12 protein-coding genes are annotated in these 15,165 nt (G+C 43.2%); 7 read left to right on the forward strand and 5 right to left on the reverse strand.

Annotated elements, in window-relative coordinates; translation table 11 throughout:
- Positions 1-344: 344 nt before the first annotated feature.
- The 4 genes from AAFM34_RS02435 (at position 345) to AAFM34_RS02450 (ending at position 5,663) form a co-directional block, all read left to right on the forward strand.
- Complete coding sequence (locus AAFM34_RS02435; protein WP_341659610.1) at positions 345-1,331, forward strand: hypothetical protein; 987 nt, start codon at positions 345-347, stop codon at positions 1,329-1,331.
- An 86-nt stretch (positions 1,332-1,417) separates the two neighbouring features.
- Complete coding sequence (locus tag AAFM34_RS02440) at positions 1,418-2,155, forward strand: hypothetical protein (RefSeq protein WP_341659611.1); 738 nt, start codon at positions 1,418-1,420, stop codon at positions 2,153-2,155.
- Between the two features lie 213 nt (positions 2,156-2,368).
- A complete protein-coding gene (locus tag AAFM34_RS02445; RefSeq protein WP_341659613.1) occupies positions 2,369-5,029 on the forward strand; it encodes a DUF2235 domain-containing protein in 2,661 nt (886 codons plus the stop codon).
- Entirely contained in the window at positions 5,019-5,663 is a 645-nt protein-coding gene (locus AAFM34_RS02450) for a hypothetical protein (protein ID WP_341659615.1), read from the forward strand. Before AAFM34_RS02445 ends, AAFM34_RS02450 begins: the two co-directional genes overlap by 11 nt.
- A 243-nt stretch (positions 5,664-5,906) precedes the next feature.
- On the opposite strand, the gene AAFM34_RS02455 is transcribed toward AAFM34_RS02450, so the two are convergent.
- The gene (locus tag AAFM34_RS02455) at positions 5,907-7,127 is read right to left on the reverse strand and encodes a multifunctional CCA addition/repair protein (protein ID WP_341659617.1); all 1,221 of its coding nucleotides are present in this window, start codon (positions 7,125-7,127) and stop codon (positions 5,907-5,909) included.
- Between the two features lie 90 nt (positions 7,128-7,217).
- Here AAFM34_RS02455 and AAFM34_RS02460 point away from each other — a divergent pair, with 90 nt between their 5' ends.
- Together AAFM34_RS02460 and AAFM34_RS02465 are read left to right on the forward strand one after the other, a co-directional pair.
- Positions 7,218-8,822, forward strand: a complete 1,605-nt coding sequence (locus AAFM34_RS02460) for an AAA family ATPase (protein WP_341659619.1) — start codon at positions 7,218-7,220, stop codon at positions 8,820-8,822.
- Positions 8,822-9,583 (forward strand): general secretion pathway protein GspB, encoded by a 762-nt coding sequence (locus AAFM34_RS02465; protein WP_341659621.1) that lies wholly within the window; start codon positions 8,822-8,824, stop codon positions 9,581-9,583. Before AAFM34_RS02460 ends, AAFM34_RS02465 begins: the two co-directional genes overlap by 1 nt.
- A 39-nt stretch (positions 9,584-9,622) precedes the next feature.
- Here AAFM34_RS02465 and AAFM34_RS02470 read toward each other — a convergent pair whose 3' ends face one another.
- The 3 genes from AAFM34_RS02470 to AAFM34_RS02480 form a co-directional block, all read right to left on the reverse strand.
- The gene (locus AAFM34_RS02470) at positions 9,623-10,234 is read right to left on the reverse strand and encodes a TIGR04211 family SH3 domain-containing protein (RefSeq protein ID WP_341659623.1); all 612 of its coding nucleotides are present in this window, start codon (positions 10,232-10,234) and stop codon (positions 9,623-9,625) included.
- 168 nt (positions 10,235-10,402) lie between these two features.
- Positions 10,403-11,662, reverse strand: a complete 1,260-nt coding sequence (locus tag AAFM34_RS02475) for an inorganic phosphate transporter (RefSeq protein ID WP_239173356.1) — start codon at positions 11,660-11,662, stop codon at positions 10,403-10,405.
- A 125-nt stretch (positions 11,663-11,787) separates the two neighbouring features.
- Complete coding sequence (locus tag AAFM34_RS02480; RefSeq protein ID WP_341659627.1) at positions 11,788-12,468, reverse strand: TIGR00153 family protein; 681 nt, start codon at positions 12,466-12,468, stop codon at positions 11,788-11,790.
- Between the two features lie 203 nt (positions 12,469-12,671).
- On the opposite strand from AAFM34_RS02480, the gene AAFM34_RS02485 reads away from it, so the two are divergent.
- Complete coding sequence (locus tag AAFM34_RS02485; protein WP_341659629.1) at positions 12,672-14,189, forward strand: inorganic triphosphatase; 1,518 nt, start codon at positions 12,672-12,674, stop codon at positions 14,187-14,189.
- A 26-nt stretch (positions 14,190-14,215) separates the two neighbouring features.
- Here the strand turns inward: AAFM34_RS02485 and AAFM34_RS02490 are convergent, their stop codons facing one another.
- Positions 14,216-14,980, reverse strand: coding sequence for an ion transporter (locus tag AAFM34_RS02490; protein ID WP_341659631.1), 765 nt, complete (start codon positions 14,978-14,980; stop codon positions 14,216-14,218).
- Between the last annotated feature and the right edge of the window lie 185 nt (positions 14,981-15,165).

Here is a 15,165-nt window from a genome sequence, read left to right on the forward strand (position 1 = left end):
GACTGTATTTATATACAGTTATAAGTGGATTTTGGTTAAAATGCGAACGAGATTTGGGATAACCGTGCAAAATAATGCACGGTTATCCCAGGTCAAATTTTCTATCTCTATGAATCTAAGAGTAAATTTCGGTAGGCATGAGATAATCGAGCGCAGCGTTAAGCGCAATGCTCGCTTTTGCCAGAAGAAAGTACTCAAAATTGCGCACTTGATGCTATTCAACTGGTTGATTAAAAAGCGATTTCGGGAGTATAGTAAGAGGAAAAGTGAGGCAAGTACTCTGCGTGATAAACAGAATGCTGTTTAATACACTGTTATGTGACTTATCGAAATGAGTGTCATGGATGAATGAAAATTTAGTAGAAATCATTAAGCCGGGACTGCATCTTAATTTAAACGCTTACTGGGCTATGCACTATTGCTCCATACTTGAAACACTATATGAGCAAAAGACCATGCCTCATGGCTTCAATAGACCATACATGGAAAATGTTGAGCCAACTCTAGGAAATTTAGCAGCAAAAGCTGGCTTTGCTTTTTTTAATGAAATCAAGAACTCGTTGCAGAACTTTGGTCTTCAAGCGTTATTATGCCACTACCTTACAAGTGATGAAGGCAAACCGATATTCAACGATATTGTTTCTAAATTGTCTGAGCTCCACAATTTCGATTTTGTGTCTAAGACGCAGGAATATGGGGTTCATATTAGCTGCAAAGACTTTAATAGCGGTTTGCGCTTCGCACAAGCCTACAATCCGTATCTTCTTGGTTACGGAAAACTTCAGCACCAAGATGTGGCTAGTAAAGTAGCATATGCTGACCTGTGTATATTGCTAAAACAAGATGATGAAAATTACGGTATCTTGGGTGAGGTCGAAGGCAATCATGGAGGTGAGTTGCTTTTAGATTCATTCTGGAATAGAAAAAAAGGTGAATATTATTCTTTTGGGTTTGGAGTGAAACAAAGGATCTTCAAAAGGCCAAGTGTCATTTCTGGCAAAATAGAGCCGGAACCCCCTCAAATAACAGGGCGCTGGGTTATGACTGACTATGGTTGGAAGTATGTGGTTATGATTGAGAGCGATCATTCAATTGTGCAAGACTTTCATGGTGCTATTGGTACAATTCAAATGTTTATGACCCTTGGCCCTCAGCAAAGAGCAAATTATGATTCATCGTTACTACCTGTCTTGAATTTAATTAAACAGAATTGGGATAACAATGTGCTCGACTTGATTTCTAACCTGCGATCACTGTTGGTTTCAAATAAGCTTGCAACTTTAGGAGTCAATCCATTACCAGCAAAAATCATACCGAGCATTATCATATAACAAGTTGCTGTACTCGGAAAAATTACTCGCTACGCTCCTAACTTTCCGGTGAGCAAGGCGTTAGGGCTCAAGATAAAGAGGAATCAATGAACTGGACATTATCGGCAGTTAGCTATTTCTATTTTTCCTTGGTAGGTGTTTGCTACATGTTAGGCTATTGGACACCTTTGCATTTTAACATCCTTGATTTTTTGTCACCTGTCGATGTTATCAAGTCAGCTGCTTATCCAGTTATTCCTGCATTAATTGGTAGCTTTATCTGGATTGTCATAGATACTGTGAATAGCCAACCTAAGCAAAAACTTGAACAAGAAGATCCAAAGGTACTTAAGGTCTTGTTTTACATCATGCTCGCATGCATCTTGATTTTAATGCTGATTAACTTGTACCAAGTAATCCTCTTTCTATACCTAACCGTTATATCGGAGCCTGAAAAACGATTGGCTTTTGCATTGCCTGTAGTATCAATTGTTAGCATAATATTTCTTCTTAATAAGCCCCCTTTTTTGCTGAAACATTCTCGTTTTGTAAGGCACTTTGCTATTATTTTTATGTGTGTATTGCCAACGATAGCTTTTCACCAAGGGGACAAAGATATTAATCAAATATTGGCTGGAGAAAAAAGCCACTATGTATTAGCTAAGACATCAAAAAACTGCATCGTTGAAGAAGATCAATCGCAGATATATTTAGGGTTTTACTCTACAACGTGGTTTTTTGTTAATCAGTTGACCAAAGACTTGTGTCTTGAGCGTGATGGCGGCGTCAACTTAACTTTTAAAAAGACTCAAACCGAAGAGCAGGTCTCTGTAATGGCACACTGAATTTGGTCTCATAGTTAGATTAAAAAAATATGACAAATTAAGCCTTGGGGATTTATGTGTTAAATCTTTCGAAACAAGGAAAGGGGCAAACTTTACTTTTATCCCAAATACCTACTCATTCAGACCAAATACCTATAAAATCCGTCACTTTGCTTAGTGTGCAAATAATGACCTATTGATACACTAAGCCTTTGTCTTTTATGGATGTTGACCATGCCGCTCTATTTTCCCAGACCGACACGCCGAGCAGGGTATGCCCCTGTTCAGGAAGACGTGAAACTTCCCCCACAACCTCGTATCGCTGACACAAACAAAGCTCCTGTGGCTGGGTTTGAATGCCGCATTAAAATTCATGCGCCCAAAGATAGCCTAAGTACGCTGCAAACGGGGGTCTTTAGCTTGGGGAAGACCTCTAACGAAGGGCGGAGTCAGAGCTGGCAAAAAGCGGAAGAGATACAGCCGCATCGTCATACTATTTTAACCGCCAAATGCTTTGAAGAAGAGAAAAAGCCACTAATTCATGAGCGCATCCAAAGCATGGGGATCAGTCAATCGTATTCCATTACGTCAAAGCCGATTGACTCACAGCATATTAATGCGGAATTTATTCCCTTTACGCCTGTTGTAGAAAGTGAGTCTAGACTAGGCCGCGCTGCTCACGGTTTCTATTACTACTTCTATGATGGGCAGTTGGTGTATGAGATGGTCATTCTTGGTAAAGGCCGAAGCGCTTGGCAAATTACGCGCTCTTCACCCAATGGCATTACCAAAGAGCTTATCAGCGAGCACACCCACACGACATTATTGGTGCCAGTAAAAATTGAAGACGCCGACCCTGCGCCTCAACACCTGTTTTATCGTCGCAAGAAGCTGACCAATGACGAGTTGGCTGAGATAAATGCGGCGTGGCTTGACGAGAACACCACTAAGATTGACGTCAATGCATTGGTATCGGCGTGCTCAGAGCCTTTACTTGCTAGAGAAAAAATCACACAAGAAGAGACGCAAGAGGAAAGAGACACCCATACGGTTTTGATCAAACCCGACGGTACTCATGAAAAATGGTCTGACATTGCGCCGCAATACGGTCTTAGCCCCAAGTCATTACTCAATTTAAACCCGACCTATGCCAATAACCCCATGTCATTAAAGGCTGGGGATACGATTAACGTCAGTGAGCAAGCATTTTTCAACCCTGACGCCCATAAAGTGGAGCAGCCGTGCCCTCAAACTAGCTTTGCTGTGGGCAGCGCCTATCCATACGGTAACGTATGGGGAGAATACGCCAAACCTCAGCTATCCCCCTCGGTGTTGCACCTGTTTGATGATGCGAGAATGCCCAAACAAACCCCTGTGCTAAACGTACAGAAGGTGCAAGATAAGACGCTACGTATCGGGGTGTTTTTTGATGGCACAGGGCAAAACAACCTTAATGACTTGTATAAGGAAACCCGAGGGGTGAAATCGCGCACCAATATTGCTCGGTTGTTTGAAGCGTATCCGCTGGATGATGACTCTCAAAAGATTTATGTTTCTGGCGTGGGTACGGTTGATGATGCTTGGCAAGAGCCTGAGCTGATTGATGAAGGCAAAGATGAAACAGACGCTGGGCAAGCGTTTGGGGTAGAACCTAATCGGCTACCTCATCTCCCTCATCCTTTAATCAAAGCTACATTAGATTTGCTATCAAGTGAAACGGGCGCGTTTTACAAATGGCAAAACTGGACTCGGCAGTACTTCGATATTATCGATGGACTTTCCGATATTGATGAGTTTAAAAACATCACTCATATTGAATTTGATGTATTTGGCTTTAGCCGAGGAGCGGCGCTGGCGCGTCATTTTGTTAATGCCGTCAAAGACGGGTTGCCTGATTATAGTAACCCTCGTAAAGGTGAATCCTGTGGCGAGGTGTTCCCTAATTTACTGGCGCATGTGGATGATGACAGCGTACAAGCAAGACGGGGCTATTACCCAGATGAATCTCGTACCTGTAGTGTGCGTTTTGTTGGCCTATTTGAGAGTGTCGGCTCGTTTTATCAGGCTGGGGACAATGAAGACGGTAACTTTCAGTTAGGACTTGATGTGAACTGTGCTGAGCGGGTATTTCAAATTAGCGCACACCATGAATATCGCAAAAACTTTCCGCTGACGTCACTACGTTCAAGCCAAGACCAACTTTACGGCCATTTTTATGAAGAGGTGTTTGCGGGGTGCCATACCGATGTTGGCGGTGGTTACCCTTCCAAACATCAGTATGACAAACAAGGCTTACCAGAGCGATACGGGATGCCACTATCGGCAACCTTTAATCGAGAGCTAATAAAAACAGAATCGGCCAGTGAGTTGTTTTCAGAGACTATCCGCAGAGCGAACCACCAACATGCGCAAGCTGCCGCTAATCACGGAGAAAGATTGTTTGCCCAAGAGTGCCAAGCTTGGGAAAGGGAATGTCAATCTAAAGGCCGCTTTGGTACGGTTAAACAGGTCAACCAAACCTTGTATTACTACGAGTTTCACCCCATCAGTAATGGGTTTTCAGCTTTGCCACTAGAGCGTATGAAGCAGCAAGGCGAGGCAATGGGCATAAAATGGTTGATGAACAAATTAGAGCTTCCTCAAGATTACATGGCCCCCACACAAAACGACGTCGCATTAGAGGCTTTAAAAAACAAGCTTTTAGCACAGCCTCTTGGTAGCATAACCCCTGAACACTGGATGGCGGAAATACGTCAATACGGCCGAGACTGGATACACAGGCCTCATGATGCTCTCATTAATCCAGGCTTTGACAGTGCTTATGAAAAGATGGTCAATGGTGTGACAACGGAATCCAACCAACTAAAACGAGTGATGTTTACTAATGATGATTAAACGACTGACGATAATCGGCTTATTGGTGTTATTAGCTGGCTGCTTAAGTGAGAAACCCGTCTCGGTGTCTAAAATCAGTCAATCTGGCTCTTTGGGAGGGCCACAGTTTATTCGTGATATGTGGATCACCGATATCTATGGCGGGGTGGGAAACTTTGCGTATGGAGGAGTGCAAGGTTGTTGTAAAAGTGCGAGTGTTGGTATGGGCGTGCCTACAGCGATTGAAGGCAGTTGGGAGAGCGGCTGGGGCAGTGGCTATTGGGCCGAAGAATGGAAACGGCGTTGGAAACCCGAATGGGGAAACTATGATGACGTATACGATAAAAAGTGGTATCGCATCAATGGCGAGATTGACAGCGAGCTAGCCAAACAGAAAATCGACACCATGAATAACTACTACAAGAGCCACAAAGCCAATCCTGTGATTCAGGTGCTGGTTGATGGGCCTAAAGTGATGGTGCTATACAAATACTCATGCAACAGCTCTAGGCCACAAAACGATTGTACCGTTCGTGACAATGCTGATCCTAATGGTTGGGTTAAACCTGCACCATACAGTAAGTTAAACTATTCAACGTCCGTCGTGCTGTATGAAGGCACTGGCGAAACCTCTGATAAGCCTTTTGAGGGTTAGTTTTGAAAAGCGGTGATCTTTATTGAAGGTGCCGCTTTCTTTATCTGGGCCCCAGTCGGTACACACCTAGCTAGACATTAGTTTTTCTAGGGTGAGTGCTTATAAGAAGAGTATCCTTGGTTCTTTGAGTTAAATCACTTTGGGGCAAAAATGAGTTTCAAAATTTTTGTCACACTTTTCTTAGATAGTCAGTTGATAGAACCTAAGTTTCGATCTTTATTGTTCAGCGACATCACTTTAAACTTAAAGGCACCGAGAGCTTTTAATTGCTTCGACTTTTCTCTTGTCCATCTCTAGACGAATGTCTGCGCCCTGATAACCGTCTCTAATAATATCTTGGGCTTTAACAGATAGAGCGGCTTGATAGGCTTGCTCAAAAATAACTTTCTGTGGGTACTCGATGTTTTCATATCCAGTTCTGCCTCGGCTATCAGCCATGCAAGCTAATAGTACTTCATCTAAGCGCTCTGGTTTACGCCATACATCAAAACTGTTGAGTACCTTAAGCAGTGTCTCCGCTCGTAACTCTTCTGCTCGGTGGACATTTGAGTGCTGCTTGCAAACAATCAAAGCCAATTCGCGATAGTCATTTGGTACACGTAGTCTGTCACATAACTGTTTGATGATGCTCTGGCCTGTATGGCAGTGCATTTTATGGCTAGGCCACTCATTTTTTGGGGTTACCCCTTTGCCTAGATCATGCATCTGCGCGGCGAAACGAACCTTGGTCGATGAGGTCAAAATAGCGGCTTGTTTAGCCACCATTAAATTATGGATACCAGTATCTATTTCTGGGTGCCACTTCTCTGGTTGAGGCACACCAAATAAACAATCAAGTTCAGGAAGAATAACCTTGAGTGCCCCGCAGTCACGAAGCACAGATAAGAAGACTTGTGGATCTTGAGTAGACAGGGATTTATGCCACTCTTGCCAAACCCGCTCAGCGGTTAAATGTTCGAGCTCTTTTGAGGCCACAATCTGTTTCATCAAGTCTTGAGTTTCATCGGCAATGCTAAAGCCAAGGTGATGAAGCTTAGCGGCAAAACGAGCGACTCGGAGAACGCGCAAAGGATCCTCGGTAAAGGCACTAGAAACATGTCTTAGGACACGATTGTTGAGGTCGGTTTGGCCTCCATAGGGGTCGATCAGTTTGCCTTTATCATCAAGCGCCATAGCATTGATGGTGAGATCGCGGCGCAGAAGGTCGTCCTCAATAGTCACATCCGGTGAAAAATAACAATCAAACCCCTTGTAGCCTGCACCCGTTTTTCTCTCTGTGCGTGCCAAAGCATATTCTTGCTTGGTCTCTGGGTGTAAAAATACCGGGAAATCTTTGCCAACAGCAGAAAACCCTTTACTAATTAACACTTCAGGGGTGGTACCAACTACGACCCAATCTTGGTCATGAACGTCAATATTGAGATATTTATCGCGTACTGCGCCACCAACTAAAAATATTTGCACAGATGTTCCTCTTATATTCGGATATTTGCATTGGCTATTGTTGTCAGCAATGTTACTTTTCTTGTCAGTAAATTCCTAGAGACGAGAGACATGTATAAGAAATATTTTGGATTCACTGAGCTGCCTTTTTCAATCGTGCCGAGTTCTCGTTTTCTCTTTCAAAGCCAGCGGCATAAAGAAGCCTTGTTCCGTTTGCAGGCTGGCCTTGGTGAAGGTGGTGGTTTTGCCATGTTGTCTGGTGAAGTGGGCACAGGGAAAACCACGTTAGTAAGAACTTTGCTCAAGTCTTTGGATAAGGATACTCAGACTGGCCTTATTCTTAATCCCACTTTTTCAAGCATAGAGCTGCTAGAGGCGATCTGCGATGAGTTTGCTATAAATTATCCTTCAGGAGCGACGCTAAAGCAGTTCAATCAATCGATCCATGATTTTTTACTTACGAGTTATGCAAATGGCATTCAAACACTACTCGTCATTGATGAGGCTCAGCATCTCTCGGCTGAAGTGCTTGAGCAATTAAGGCTGTTGACCAATCTCGAGACAGATAACCAGAAATTATTAAAAGTGTTACTAGTGGGGCAGCCAGAGCTTCAGCAGAAGCTACAAATGCCTCAACTTCGTCAGCTAGCCCAGCGCATTACTGGCCGGTACCACTTGCTACCTTTAGATGTTCAGGAAGCGAGTCTTTATATTCGTCATCGCTTGGAGTTGGCTGGTGGAGACAGCAGTTTATTCTCCGCTAAGTCGCTAAAATCCATATCAGAGTATTCTTTAGGGATTCCGCGCTTAATTAATTTGATTTGTGATGCGGCATTGAAACGAGCTTATAGCCTTGGTGAGTCGGCGCCAAGTCAATCCAGTGTTGAAGCTGCGTGTGAAGAGATCATGAGTTTCCAGACTTCCTATCGACCAGTTGCTATCGAGCAGAAAGAATCTAGCTTAAATTGGCTAAAAGTCAGTAGTTTTTCTGTGATGTTTGCTATAGCGAGTTATTGGTTTGTTCCTCTGCTAATGGAAAATCAGATTCAACAGTATATTGTGGCAAATAACCCTGCTCAAACCGTTACTCTGGTTGAAGAGGAAAGTTTTCCCCCTCTGTTACAACAGGTGCTCTCCAAGTCCGATAACTTTCAGTTAGCAATGGAGGATCTCTATCGAGTGTGGGGGGTTAAAGCATCTGTCGTGGAGCGATTATGTCGCCAAAGTGATGAGAGTGCTTTTAGCTGTATTCAATCACAAGGCAAGCTTTCCACATTGATAGAGGCAAATGTGCCCGTGCTCTTGTCTCTGCATCGCGAAGGGATGCAAAGCTATGCGGTGTTATATAAGTTGAGCGGTGATGCTGCCCAGTTATTGGTCGCAGGGCAAAGGGTTGAGTTGCCGCTTGATAAGCTAGAAAACATATGGAACGGGGAATACTATCAAGTATGGCAAAACTATTGGCGCCAGACTCTTAAGCCTAATATGTCTGGCCCAGCAATTTATGAATTGAATCGACGCTTGTCAAAAGTCTTGGGTGAATCTGCAATAGAAAACGATGTTTACGATAAAGAGTTAATACGAAAAGTGAGATTATTCCAACAATGGCAAGGCTTACATGTTGACGGGATTGCAGGACAACAGACTTTACAGCGTTTAGAAAGGCTTTCTCAGGATAGGGCACCATCATTGAGAATTACAGAGGGAGAAGCATAATGTCAAAAGTCATGCAGGCATTAGAGCATTCAGAACAGCATCATCAGACGTTTAAGACATTTGATTATTACACCCAAGAAAATACCAGCCTTTCAAATAATCGTATGATACCAAACTGGTTATTGGTAACTCTTGCTTGTGCTCCTGCACTGGTCAGTAGCTCAGTGGGTATATATCAAAGCTATACGGAGAGGTTGGCGGAATGGCAGGTGGCTAGTCAGCCTAGATCGCAAGTTCAGCAAGTCCCTTTCAAATACCAAGTGTTGCCTTACCCTTCATTTGGACAGCTTAAAGAGACCTTTGATTTTTCGCCGCTAGTTGTTATTAAGCCTGTGCCATCGACATCGAACACTGACTTGAATGCTGCTCCTATTCCGTTACAAGAAGAGGCTATAACCGAAACGAAAGACAGTGATACTTTGCTAAAAGGCTTGGACTTGTCTGGGTTGCCACCTGAGATCGCACTGCGTGTTGAGTCAGCACTTGATGATAGTGAAACTTTTAATCAAAGCGATGATGCTTCTGATCTTGCTTTAAACAGTAGAGAATGGCAGGGAAAGTTACCCCCTCTTAACTTTCAAACGCACGTTTATTCCAGTAATCCAAACAAACGTTGGGTTAAAGTTAATGGCACTGAATATAGGGAGGGAGATTGGATAAATGACAATATTCAGCTGCAAAATATTGATTCCCAGCATAGCACCATTACTTTTAATGGTACCGAGATTCAGGTTCCTGCGCTGTATGATTGGAAGGGGTAGAAAAGGTCGCGTAGGCGACCTTTATATATAATCTGGTTACTATGCCCAACCTGAAGGAGAGCGTTTCTTGCGTGGAATGATGTGAGGTAAGATAAGACCGAACAGCAAGCCTATGCCAGCGACACCGCCGCCATACATAAAGTATTTAAGTAGTAGATCATCTTTTTGTGTATCTAGTTTGGCTCTGAGGTTACGCACTTCTTCCTGTGATGCGGTAAGCTGCTGACTAATGTCACCATAGCTTTTCTCTAGGTCAGCAATTTGGCGATTTCTGGTTTCTAAAGAGTCTGCTAGTCCTGCTTTTTCTTGATCGGCATTAGAGCGAGCGTTAGCCAGTTTCGCTTTCACATCGGACAATTCTTTTTCAATTTTAGGTAAGCGCAGTGCCATGCTTTCACGAGTTGTAACAAAGCGGCTTTCAACCCAACCTTTACGACCTTTGCTATCTTGGATTTGAGTATATCCAGTATCTTTGTTTGCAGTAAGGTAAGTAACTCTATCACCCGCATCGACGCTGCCGATAATGCGGAATTGGTTACTCGGGCCAGAATGCATATAAGTAAATAAGTTATCTGCGATATAACGGTTTTTAGCCAAAGCCGCTGGTGCGACTAACATTGAAGCTAAAACCAAGCAAACCAGTTTTTTCACGATCAATCCTTTAGCAGTCTTCTCTATCATTTGCTGGGCTAATAAACCCTGATACCAAATAGTAAGTAGTTTCAGACTCTACTGCAACAAAGAAGGGAGGCTAAGCCTCCCTTTCTGTGGATTTGAATCAATAATGACAGTGAGTTAACACATCATTGACCTTGTTGCTTAAGCAAACATCGCTTGAATTGCATAGAAAAATACAACAGCAAGTAGAGCACCTGCTGGAAGCGTTACAATCCATGAAGCAACGATGTTACGTACAACGCCTAAGTTTAAAGCCGCAATACCTCTAGCAAAACCGACACCTAGTACAGCACCTACCAGCGTTTGAGTTGTTGAAATAGGAAGTCCAGTACCAGAAGCAAGTACAACAGTACAGGCTGTCGCAAGTTGAGCTGCAAAGCCGCGACTTGGTGTGAGTTCAGTAATACCAGTACCTACCGTGGCCATCACCTTGTGTCCGAGAGTCGCTAATCCTACGACGATACCAAAGCCACCTAGAGGTAGGATCCACCAAGCAATAGTGCTCTTATCTGTGATCTCTCCCATGTGCTCTATGGTGGAAGCAACGGCGGAAAGAGGACCAATCGCGTTCGCTACGTCATTAGACCCGTGAGCGAAGGCCATTGCACAGGCAGTAATCACCATAAGCACACTAAATATACCTTCAACCCCAGCGAACCCATGATCATCTTCGCGACTGGAGAACTTTTTCTGGATGTATAAGTATCCACCGACCATTACTATGGCAGAAACTACGGCAGAGCATACCCAAGCTTCACCATTTGTAAGGTGCAGGCCTACGTGTTTTAGGCCTTTTTTGATAGTTACCAATGCAATCACCATAGTGGTGATGAACATGTACACAGGTACAAAGCGTTTGGCATTGAACAATGGCTTCTCTGTATCAAAAATTAGCCGCTGCGCACTGACAAAGATCACGTAAGCGAAAAATCCAGAGATGACAGGGGTGATTATCCAACTGCCTACTATGCCTTTAACTGAGCCCCAGTCGACCGCTTCGGTCCCTACTGATACACAAGCAAAGCCTATGATTGCTCCTATTATTGAGTGAGTGGTAGAGACAGGCCACCCCATGTAAGAGGCAAGTAGTAACCAAGACCCCGCAGCGAGAAGAGCAGACATCATACCGAATACGAGTACATCTGGTTGGCTGGCAAAGAGAGAGGTTTCAATAACCCCTTTGCGAATTGTGTCAGTTACTTCGCCGCCTGCAAGGTAAGCCCCTGCAAACTCAAAAATCATCGCGATAATAATCGCTTGTTTTACAGTTAACGCTTTGGAGCCTACTGAGGTTCCCATTGCATTGGCCACATCATTTGCGCCAATACCGATCGCCATCATAAAACCAAAAACTGCTGCAATAATAATCAGGACAGTGCCGTAATTCGCAAGGATATCCATCGTAATACCTAGTTGTTGATAACAAGCGGAGCATATTAGACACAACAAAACCCCTTGGCGTCTTTTTGTGTATCGCCTAGTAGGGGAATGGTTAAAATGCTCTTCGTTATTTAGTTACTTATTGTTTATGAGCGAGATAGCATAAGTTCAAGGCGTGCGCCAACGCGCTGCGCTTGATCGGCTATGCCACCTACCCATTCAAGAATTTTATAAAGAAACATTACATCGATTGGATTTAGATCGCCTTCGATTGCCATTAGTTGCTGGCGAAGATCAATCTGCATCGCGTCGGTGTCATCTTCAATTTCATCTAGTTGGTGAATCATTTCGGCTACAAGAGTAACTTCGCGGCCTTTGAATCCGGTTTCTAATAACTCGTCGAGTTCGTTGATCACTTTCTGCGCTTGGTTAGCTGCATCTAGGCAGCGCTTAACATACGCAATAAAATTATCTTGGAGAGGTTCGGGTATGACTAATTGTCGGCCATATACTCGACCGGCAATGTCTTTTGCTAGGTTTGCCAGTTTGTCTTGCTGAGTGAGAAGTTCGAGCATATCGCTACGATCGACAGGCATAAACAAACCGCGAGGAAGTTTGAGACGAATTTCACGTTTTAAAACGTCTGCTTCTTTTTCTAAATGTGAGATTTGCGCGCGAATTTCAGATGCTTTTTCCCAATCACCCTTTGAGCTTACTTCAAAGAAGTTGATTAGGTGTGAGCAACATTCGTTTACACACACAACGTGGCGCTGCAAAGGCTTGATGGGGGACTTTGCAAATAACCCCATAATTGTATTCACTGGCATGGTCATTCAACCTATTTATATAACCTAAAAATAACATATACCATTCATGGCGAAATGTTGAACGATGGCTATAAAGGCGCGCATGGTAACCCATTAAATCCATCATTAAAACTGTTTTAGATCATCATTGAGATGATATTTCTTTCTTGCTCGGTTTGGAAATTGGCAATATTCTGTTTGTATCTGTGCTAAAAGGGACCACTATGGAAAACGAGATAGAACTGAAGTTTTTTGTTTCTCCTGAATTTTCAAATACTTTACAAGATCTGATTGTACAAGAAAAAGTGCTTCAGCATAGTTGCCGTAAACTTGGCAATATTTATTTTGATACCAAAGAAAATTGGTTGCGTGTTCATGATATCGGTCTCCGTATTCGTCGTTTTGACGATGTTTATGTTCAGACGGTCAAAACTTCTGGTCGTGTTGTCGCTGGGTTGCATCAAAGACCTGAATATAATGCTGAGCATGATTGCGATGAGCCTCTGCTTGAACTTCATCCATCCGATATTTGGCCTGAAGGTAAGGACGTTAAAGACTTACAGTCAGAGCTTGAGCCTATATTTTCTACCAACTTTACTCGTGAACAATGGCTGATAGGAATGTCCGATGGAAGCCAGATCGAGGTGGCTTTTGATCAAGGTATGGTCGAGGCTGGTGAGCGTCAAGAACCCATTTGCGAAATTGAGCTAGAACTGAAATCAGGTCAGGCTGATGCTTTGTTTACCTTAGCTCGGCGTTTGTCGGAGCAAGGCGGTTTACGTCTCGGTAATTTGAGTAAAGCCGCAAAGGGCTACCGGCTTGCTGATAACTATCAAGGTGATGAAGCAAAACCCTTAGCCTTGGTGAGCACTGATAAGCAGGATACCGTCGAGTCCTGTTTCGTTCATTCTCTTGAGCATGGCTTATCCCATTGGCTTTATCATGAACAAATCTATGCGGAGCGTGAGTCAATTGAGGCGTTACATCAAATAAAAAGTGCGATTAGCTTTATTCGCCAATTGCTCACGGTATATGGTGGCATAGTGCCTCGCAGAGCAAGTGCATTAATTCGTCAAGAGTTAAAATGGTTAGAGCAGTCATTGGAATGGCTAAATGATTTTGAATATCTTGAAGCACTGCTGGATGACAAAGGACATGCGCTACGCAAACTTGATGCACGTAAGTTTTTGGTTAGTGAGCTTAAACTTATTCAGGACTCTTTGCCTGATAGAGAAGAAATACTAACGTTATTCAACTCAGCTAGATACATAGGTTTATTGCTGGATCTTAGTCGTTGGATTCTTACTCGTGGTTGGCAACCATTTCTTGATGATAAAGCTCAAGATAAAATGTCCCTCACTGTCGAACCCTTTTCTTTTAAGCAGCTCGACCGTACATGGGCTGAATTGATAGAAGCTTTTCCTCCAGAACGCTCTTTGGTAAGTCAGGACTATATCGACCAAAGATACAGGCTGATGCGTAATTTATACACTGGCGTCAGTTTTGCCAGTTTGTTCGATGCAGAGGAACGTAACCGGTTTAGACTGCCGTGGCGCGACTTATTACACGGAATCGATGACCTATTAAAACTCAGGACATTAGATAAGTTAGTCGCAAAATTACACGGAGAAGAACAAGAGCAGCTCAAGCGCTGGCTCTCTCGTCAAGAAAGCTCGATATTACATGCCATGGAACAAACACGGGTGATTTGTATTGAAGCGCAGCCTTATTGGCAAGATTAACGCTGAGTTTATTTTTGTGAGGAGCCTTATGGCTCCTCATTTTTATTTTGTTGTTGTTCGATCTTCTCTAAACGTATGAGGATTTCTTGCTGCCGCCCTAGGACTTCGAGTAACAGCCGTTCTTTATTTTCTGAACGTTTTGCTTGAACTTCGGTTGGTGAGGTAATAAGTGATGTGATAAGACCTGAAATCATACCAAAAATACCTACCCCACAAATAATTAGCCCTGAAGCGAGAATTTTTCCTGAATTAGTCACAGGGAAGTGATCACCATATCCTACTGTTGAGATGGTTACTAAGGCCCACCACATCGCATCGCCACCCGTTTGTATATTGGCATCAGGCGCTTTACTTTCAACAAACAACATCATACTAGAGCCTATAGTGAGCAATATCACCATAAGTAATAGTATCGAAGCTAAGGTTGTCTCGCGCCGATTCACCATGAGTTGTTTGATTAATGAGCGGCTAGAACGTATGACCAAAATTACACGTAAGATATGGAACAAACGTGCGAAACGTAGGGGCTCTACCATGGGAATGCTGGCTAGAAAATCAATCCAGTGGTGTTTTAAATATTGAAGTCGATCGGCAGAGCGAACCCAATCAATGGTTAGTTGGAGAAGAAAAACACTACAGATAATAAAGTCTAAGCCGATAAGCACTTGGCGAGTAGGCTCTTTTAGTGGAAAAAACAGCAACGCAGAAATAACAAATAGTGCCATAAATGACAAAATTAGTGACAACAAGCTCATCGGCTTTACATCGTCTTTGGTATCATTTTGTTTCATATTTGGCCCAGACTAATACTTGGTTTCTATTCAATGATAATAATGACTGGCAGTTATCTATGTTCTAGTTGTGTCCAAAACTGCGGTTAACTATATAAGAATTAATGGAGAACTAACAATGACAAAAATGGCCTTTAAGCCATGGGAACGAGTCATCACCGATATTCGATTGGTTCCCGTATGGT

The organism is Vibrio sp. (genome assembly GCF_038138445.1).
Classification (GTDB): Bacteria; Pseudomonadota; Gammaproteobacteria; order Enterobacterales; family Vibrionaceae; genus Vibrio.

Coding starts and splice junctions, on each gene's coding strand:
- AAFM34_RS02435 (WP_341659610.1), top strand. CDS start 345: ATGAATGAAAATTTAGTAGAAATCATTAAGCCGGGACTGCATCTTAAT.
- AAFM34_RS02440 (WP_341659611.1), top strand. CDS start 1,418: ATGAACTGGACATTATCGGCAGTTAGCTATTTCTATTTTTCCTTGGTA.
- AAFM34_RS02445 (WP_341659613.1), top strand. CDS start 2,369: ATGCCGCTCTATTTTCCCAGACCGACACGCCGAGCAGGGTATGCCCCT.
- AAFM34_RS02450 (WP_341659615.1), top strand. CDS start 5,019: ATGATGATTAAACGACTGACGATAATCGGCTTATTGGTGTTATTAGCT.
- AAFM34_RS02460 (WP_341659619.1), top strand. CDS start 7,218: ATGTATAAGAAATATTTTGGATTCACTGAGCTGCCTTTTTCAATCGTG.
- AAFM34_RS02465 (WP_341659621.1), top strand. CDS start 8,822: ATGTCAAAAGTCATGCAGGCATTAGAGCATTCAGAACAGCATCATCAG.
- AAFM34_RS02475 (WP_239173356.1), bottom strand. CDS start 11,662: ATGGATATCCTTGCGAATTACGGCACTGTCCTGATTATTATTGCAGCA.
- AAFM34_RS02480 (WP_341659627.1), bottom strand. CDS start 12,468: ATGCCAGTGAATACAATTATGGGGTTATTTGCAAAGTCCCCCATCAAG.
- AAFM34_RS02485 (WP_341659629.1), top strand. CDS start 12,672: ATGGAAAACGAGATAGAACTGAAGTTTTTTGTTTCTCCTGAATTTTCA.
- AAFM34_RS02490 (WP_341659631.1), bottom strand. CDS start 14,980: ATGAAACAAAATGATACCAAAGACGATGTAAAGCCGATGAGCTTGTTG.